The sequence below is a fragment of the Micromonospora sp. NPDC000663 genome (assembly GCF_042898105.1).
Lineage (GTDB): Bacteria > Actinomycetota > Actinomycetes > Mycobacteriales > Micromonosporaceae > Micromonospora.
Genome location: NZ_JBIAYR010000014.1, coordinates 112,288 through 118,421 on the forward strand (window position 1 = coordinate 112,288; position 6,134 = coordinate 118,421).

A 6,134-nucleotide genomic window follows, 5' to 3' on the forward strand; every position below is an offset into this window, starting at 1 on the left:
GTCTTCAGCGTGCCGCCTGGTAGGCGCGGCCGACGGCGGTCGCCTCGCTGCCCGTTCGGAAGAGCCCGCTGCGGTCCTTGTCCGTGGCGGGCAGGCCGAACCAGGCGTACCTGTGCAGCCAGGACAGGCCACCCAGCATCCTGGTCGCCGCGGTGAGGAATGCCGCCTGCTGCTCCTGGCTGGGGAACCGTACGCCGTTGGAGAAGTCGATCAGTGCGAACTCGGTGAGCCAGACCGGCAGCCGGTACCGGTCGTGCACCGCCTGCAGGTACGACTTGAGCTGGCTGACCGCGTTCGCGGTGGTGAAGTCGCCGCCGTACCAGTGCAGGGCGATGAAGTCGACCCGGTAGCCGCGCTGCTTCGCCCCGGTCATGAAACGGTCGAGCCACTCGCCGGGCCGGTCGCCGCCCCACGCCACGGCGGGGCTGCCCAGGGCGAGACCGGTGGCCTCCAGGTGCGGCCACAGCTCCAGCGCCTGCTCCACGCTCATGTTCGCCTGACCGCCCATGTCCGGCTCGTTGAACCCGAGGAGTTGCCGCCCGTTCGTGCTGGCCTGTCGCAGATTGCTGGCGGTGACGCTCTTCGCGCCCCAGATCATGGGGACGAACTCGGCGCCCTTCGGGCTGGTGACGCCCGGGTGGGCGACGTCCCAGGTGTAGTACCAACTCGCCCCGGAGCCGGCCAGCGCCCGGTCGACCCCGTCGAAGGTCCACACCCCGACGCCCTTGCGCCTGGACGTCACCGCGGCCGCCGTCGCGGCGGCCGGGCGTCCCGCCGTGGGCTTCGCCGTCGTGGGCGTCGGGACCGCCGTCGTCGGGCTCGCCGTCGCGGCAGGACTGGTCGGTGCGGGTGGGCCGGCCGCCGCGACGGCGGGCGGCGGCGTGTCGAGTGCCTGCGTCGCCGCCGGTGCCGGCGTGGGACCGGCGGGCTGGACCACGACGATCACCACGGCCACGAGTACGGCCACCGCGACGGCGAACGGCCACAGCAACAGCGGTCCCCGCCGGGGTTTCGCGTGGACGCCCCGGGTCGCCTTCGCGGCGTCCGACTCACCCGGGTTGGTTGCGCGCATCGTCTCGGCTCCTTCGTCAGGTGTTCTCATCCGGCCGGCGGGCTGGTGGATCAACGCCCTCCCCTCAGGAGACCGGCGGTTCGCGCCGGGATAACGGTTTCTGGTGACGTCCCGGGCTACCGTCGTCGTCCACGGTGCGGTTCGCGTCCTCGGCGGACGCGAACCGGCTTCCACAACAGGGGGAGACGCTCGGATGAACTGGACGCTGGAAGTGGTGGTCGTACCGGTCTCGGACGTGGACCGGGCCAAGGAGTTCTACGCCGACCGGCTCGGCTTCGTCGTGGACCACGACACGGTCATCAACGACGAGGCGCGGATCGTGCAGTTGACTCCGCCCGGCTCGGGCTGCTCGGTCGTCATCGGCAGGGGATTGGTGCCCGACATGCCGCCCGGGTCGCTCAAGGGGCTGCAACTGGTGGTGCCCGACCTGCGGCAGGCTCGCGCCGAGCTGGTGGAACGCGGTGTCGAGGTCAGCGAGATCCAGGTGGTGGGAGCCAATCCGCAGCCGGTGCCGGACCCGTTGGACAACGTGGGATTCATCTTCTTCACCGACCCGGACGGCAACGCCTGGGGGGTGCAGCAGATCTCCAGTCGGGCCTGAGTTCCCCCGCTGTCCGCATACCCGCTGAGATCGTCGGCTTCCCCGATAAAATCGCTCAAAAGGGACCAGGCTGCGAGGAGGGTTCGGGGCGATGATGCGCGCCCGGATGCCCGGCCTTGGTGACAGCCGGAGCCCGCGCTCGGCGACCGTCCTGGAACTGCTGTTCGACATCGTCTACGTGTTCGCGCTCGCCCGCCTCGCCGGGCGCGTCGCGGACGACCTGACAATCGTCAGGCACACGCTGCTGTCCGAGGCCGGCCAGACGCTGCTGTTCTTCACGGCGATGTGGATGATCTGGTCCCTGAACGCCCTGCTGGCCAGCACGTACGATCCCCGGCGTGTCGATCTCCAGGTCGTCCTGCTGGCCACCATGTTCGGCACGCTGGTACTGGCCGTCTCGTTGCCGCAGGCGTTCGGCCAGCGCGGCGTGATCTTCGCGGCCACGTACGTGATCATCCAGGTCGGCAGACCTCTCTACCTGTCGTTCGCCCTGCGGGGCCACCCGGGCCGCGCGTTCGCGATCCGGGTGCTGACCTGGCACGTGGTGTCCGGCGTGCTCTGGATCAGCGGCGGTATCAGCGGAGGCCTCGGCCGAGGCGTCTTCTGGTCCCTCGCCCTCGCCGTCGAACTCATCGGCGCGTCCACCAACTGGCCGCTGCCCCGGTTCGGCCGTGAGCCGATCAGCAGCACGGTCACCGTCTCACAGGAGCATCTCGCCGAGCGGTACAACCAGTTCTTCATGATCGCGCTCGCCGAGGTGGTGCTCGAAGCCGGCGCCGCTGTGAGCTTCCCGGGCTTCTCGTTCGAGCGGACCGTCACCCTCGTCGCCGCGTTCGTGGCGACGGTCTCGTTCTGGCGGATCTACTTCTACCATGTCGGGCCCGGTCGGCAGGCGACCTCCAGCCCCACGGGGGACGGGATACGGCTGTCCCGCTGGGCGAGCTACAGCCTGCTGTTCATCGTCGGTGGCATCATCTGCACCGCCGTCGGCTTCGGCCAGGTCATCGAGGACCCGCATCCGCCCATCGACTGGGCTCTGGTGGTCATCATCTTCGGCGGTCCGGTGCTGTTCCTACTCGGGCGCAGTTACCTGGAGGAGGCGACGCCCGCCGCCCCGCACTGCCGGATGCTGTACATCGGCGCGCTGGTGCTGGCCGTGGCGGCGGTGCCCACCGTGTTCCTTCCGCCGGTCGCCGTGGCGAGCGCTGCGGCACTGATCCTGGCCGTGATCGCGGTCCTCGACGGGCAGGCCCACCAACGCGGCTCGGCGACCAACCCGACGCTGTGAGCCGGGGCCGACACACCCGTCGCGGGGCCGGTATCGTGTCGGGCACGCCGTCGAGCCGGGAGGAGGTCAGAACAATGTCCGATGTTCTGCGCCCCCTCCGCGCCCCGGCGTCCACGCGGATCTGACCCGGGGCGCTCGCTCTCCGGAGGACCAAACCATGACCGGCCTGGTCATCCGTCCGCTCGTCGCGGGCGAGGAAAATCTGTTCGACTCGATGCCCGATCCGCTGCCGTACCTGCGTCAGGTCGCCTACGCCGACGGGATCGCCGGCGGCGGCTACCGGCCCGAGACCACCTGGGTCGCCCTGCGGGCCGGCCGGGTGGTCGCCCGGGCGGCCTGGCTCCTCCCACCGGGTGCCGTCGGCGCCCCCTGGCTGGAGCGATTCGACCTGGACGCCGAGCCGGAGGTGGGGGCCGAGCTGCTGCGCGCCGCCCACGAGGCGCTGGGCGGCCCCACCCGGTACTACGCGGCCCTGCCGGCGCACTGGCGACGCCGACCGGAGGTGCTGGCCGTGGTCCGGGCTCCGATGGAGGCGGCCCGCCTCGCCGGCCTTGTCGAACGGGGGGAACGGCTCAGGTGCTCCTGGACGGGCACGCCCCTGCCGGCGTCCTCCGGACGGTACGACTTCCGCCCGCCCGCCGACCCGGCGGAGATCAACGAGCTGGTCGCCCGGATCGCCGAGCCGGACGTGCTGACCGGGGTCGAGATCGCCCGGGCGGTCGGCGGCGTCGACCTGGCCACCGACCCGCTGGCCTGGCTGGGCGAGGCGGTGCGGGGGTGGCGCGTCGCGTCGGCGGCCGGTGAACCGGTGGGCCTGGCCGGAACGGCCGGGGACGCCTGCTACCCGCTGCTGGCCTATCTCGGCCTGCGCGACCAGGCCGCCCGACCCGAGCTCCTGGCCGAGGCGGTCCGGGTGCTCGCCGCCGGTGGCGCCCGCGAGGTGATCGCCGACGTGGACGCCCACCGGGTGTCGGTGCTGGCGGAGCTGGAACGCACCGGATTCCGGCAACTGCGCGCGCGGGTGCTGTTCGCGCCGGCCGACGAGGGCTGACCAGTTGGGGTGCGCCCTGTCACCAGGGCGCACCCCTGGACCGGCCAGCCCCGCGTCCGCTGCCAGGATCTGACCCGTGCCGGAGATCATCGCCCTCGTCGTCTCGGCGTAGCTCTGCGCCAACTGGCGGAGTCCGAGCCGAGGCGTTCATGCCGGTCGTGTCGGCGCCGGTGGGCGGTCGAGCCGGTCGAGGCGTGCGAGGTTGACCGTGCCGGTCTGGGCGACGACGGCGGCCATCGCGGTGGTGCCCTGGTGGGCGCCGCCCTGCTGCTCGGCGGCGGCGACCCGGACGGACTGCTCGAGGTGCGCGCGCAGATGCGCGGCGAGCAGCCGCTGAAAGGGCCTGCCGGTCGCCGACCGCAGCGCGGCCAGCTCATCGGCGGTGATCATGCCGGGCATGTCGTGGCCCTCGTGCGGGTTCGTCGCCGGCGCGCCGGAGTCGGCCAGAAGCTGGTGGGACCGTGCCAGGTCGGTGCCACTGCCCGCCCGCATCTGCGCGGCCAGACGCCGCCACGCGGGGTCGGCGGTACGGGTCGGCACCAGGTCCAGTACCGGGAGCAGCCGTTGCGCCATCGCGACCGTCAGTTGCAGCCAGGCGATGTCGGTGGCGCTGAACGGTCCGGCGGCGCCCGTGGCCGGCGCTGTGGACACCACACCCGTGGACGGTGGCGCGCTGTCGTCGGCGACCGGTGTGCCGGCGGTGCATCCGGAGACGAGCGTCACCGCCACGAGCAGCGCGATCCGGACTCGCATACCGCCTCCTTCCGCCCGAGCCGGCGGGCCCAGTCGCGACCGGACCCGCCGCCTCGGGTGCGACCGGTCGGCTCAGATCGGCCGGCCGTCGTGACCGCACTTGATGACCGGGCGGATGCAGTCCTGGACCCGGCGGGCCATCTCCGCCACCGGCCAGGCGTTGAAGAAGTCGCCGTGCATGGTGTAGCCCGGCCCGGAGGCCAACCGGAAGTGCGACGGGTCACCGCTGACCGGATACCGCAGCACCTGGCGCAACTTCGGCACGTGCACCGGGTGGGTGCTCGGGCAGGCCTGGTTCACCGGGTATGCCAGGTGGCTCTTGTGGTCCGGCGAGTCCAGGTCCCGGCCGTTCCAGCACTGCGGGAAGTCCAGGTACGACTCCAGCATCGTGCCGGCCGGGCAGTTGACGAAGTCCTTCGACGGTGGCACCTGCCCGGCGTGCAGACAGGACCAGCGGGCGATGCTGTCGTTCGGCCCGGTGGCCTTCGCGTTGCCGGCGACCAAACGCAGCCCCTGCGGGAACGGCTGGGTGTTCGCGACGACGTCTGCACGGACGCCCTCACCCAGGTAGTAGAACGTGGCGATCGCCGGCTCCACCGCGACGTTGTCCCGGTACAGGGTCGGCACCCAGTACGACGAGACGTCCACCTGCGGGTTGCAGGTGGTAGGGGAGGTGACCAGGTCCGGGAGCGTGGTGTTGGCGTTCGTCACCGTGCTGCCGAAGAAGCTGTGCATGTGCGAGGCGCCGGGCAGCCGGGGAAAGACGATCGGGTCGTCCGGCAGCCGGTGGCTGTAGGTGCAGTCGGCGGGGAACTCGGCAACCCGGATGACGTTCGCGACCGGGGCGGCGTCGGCCCGGTCGGTGGCAGAGACCAGGTACGTGCCGAGCAGTGCCAGCAGGGCGCCGATCGCCGTGGCGATGCGCAGTCGGCGGGGGATGCCGGATAGGGGTGCGGCCCTGTCCATCGTGGGACTCCTGTCGGGAGGCCGGCTCAGGGACAGCTCCGGTGCCGCCGCCGAAGACAGCGGAGTGTCCTGGCCAGACGTGGTGGTGGCCTGTTGAGCCAGTAGCAAGAGAGCGCTCTCTCTCGTCGTCCAGCCTCACCGCTATGTCGATCCTTGTCAATACGTGCCGCAGTTGGTGGAAATGACGACGAAGGGCCGGGCCCCGTGGTGGGGTCCGGCCCTTCGTGTCGTGACGTGTCGGGGGTCAGCTGGTGGCGTAGCCGCGGGTGGCGATCCAGTCGGCGAGGTGCTCGACGGTCACCTCGTAGGAGGCGGTGTTCGGGTCGGCGGAGTCGGCGATCTTGACGATGGTGCCGTTGTCGCGGTAGCCGACGACGCTGATGTAGTGCCCACCCTCGAAGGA

6 protein-coding genes and 1 pseudogene are annotated in these 6,134 nt (G+C 71.5%); 3 read left to right on the plus strand and 4 right to left on the minus strand.

Annotation, left to right across the window (positions count from 1 at the left end):
* Window positions 1-4 precede the first annotated feature (4 nt).
* Window positions 5-1,072 carry a glycoside hydrolase family protein gene (locus tag ACFY1S_RS28090; protein WP_387123777.1) on the minus strand — a complete coding sequence of 356 codons (1,068 nt, stop codon included), beginning with the start codon at window positions 1,070-1,072 and terminating at the stop codon, window positions 5-7.
* Window positions 1,073-1,265: 193 nt separating this feature from the next.
* Here ACFY1S_RS28090 and ACFY1S_RS28095 point away from each other — a divergent pair, with 193 nt between their 5' ends.
* The 3 genes from ACFY1S_RS28095 (at window position 1,266) to ACFY1S_RS28105 (ending at window position 4,012) form a co-directional block, all read left to right on the plus strand.
* Window positions 1,266-1,673, plus strand: a complete 408-nt coding sequence (locus ACFY1S_RS28095; RefSeq protein WP_387123779.1) for a VOC family protein — start codon at window positions 1,266-1,268, stop codon at window positions 1,671-1,673.
* 91 nt (window positions 1,674-1,764) lie between these two features.
* Window positions 1,765-2,961, plus strand: a complete 1,197-nt coding sequence (locus ACFY1S_RS28100) for a low temperature requirement protein A (RefSeq protein ID WP_387123781.1) — start codon at window positions 1,765-1,767, stop codon at window positions 2,959-2,961.
* Window positions 2,962-3,118: 157 nt separating this feature from the next.
* Window positions 3,119-4,012, plus strand: a complete 894-nt coding sequence (locus tag ACFY1S_RS28105) for an acetyltransferase (protein WP_387123783.1) — start codon at window positions 3,119-3,121, stop codon at window positions 4,010-4,012.
* A gap of 147 nt (window positions 4,013-4,159) precedes the next feature.
* On the opposite strand, the gene ACFY1S_RS28110 is transcribed toward ACFY1S_RS28105, so the two are convergent.
* From ACFY1S_RS28110 to ACFY1S_RS28120, 3 genes and pseudogenes are all read right to left on the minus strand, one after another.
* Window positions 4,160-4,765, minus strand: coding sequence for a DUF305 domain-containing protein (locus ACFY1S_RS28110; RefSeq protein WP_387123784.1), 606 nt, complete (start codon window positions 4,763-4,765; stop codon window positions 4,160-4,162).
* Window positions 4,766-4,837: 72 nt separating this feature from the next.
* Window positions 4,838-5,731: a DUF1996 domain-containing protein gene (locus ACFY1S_RS28115; protein WP_387123786.1), complete on the minus strand. Its 894-nt coding sequence runs from the start codon at window positions 5,729-5,731 to the stop codon at window positions 4,838-4,840.
* 244 nt (window positions 5,732-5,975) lie between these two features.
* Window positions 5,976-6,134, minus strand: a pseudogene (locus ACFY1S_RS28120) (phytochelatin synthase); the annotation flags it as partial.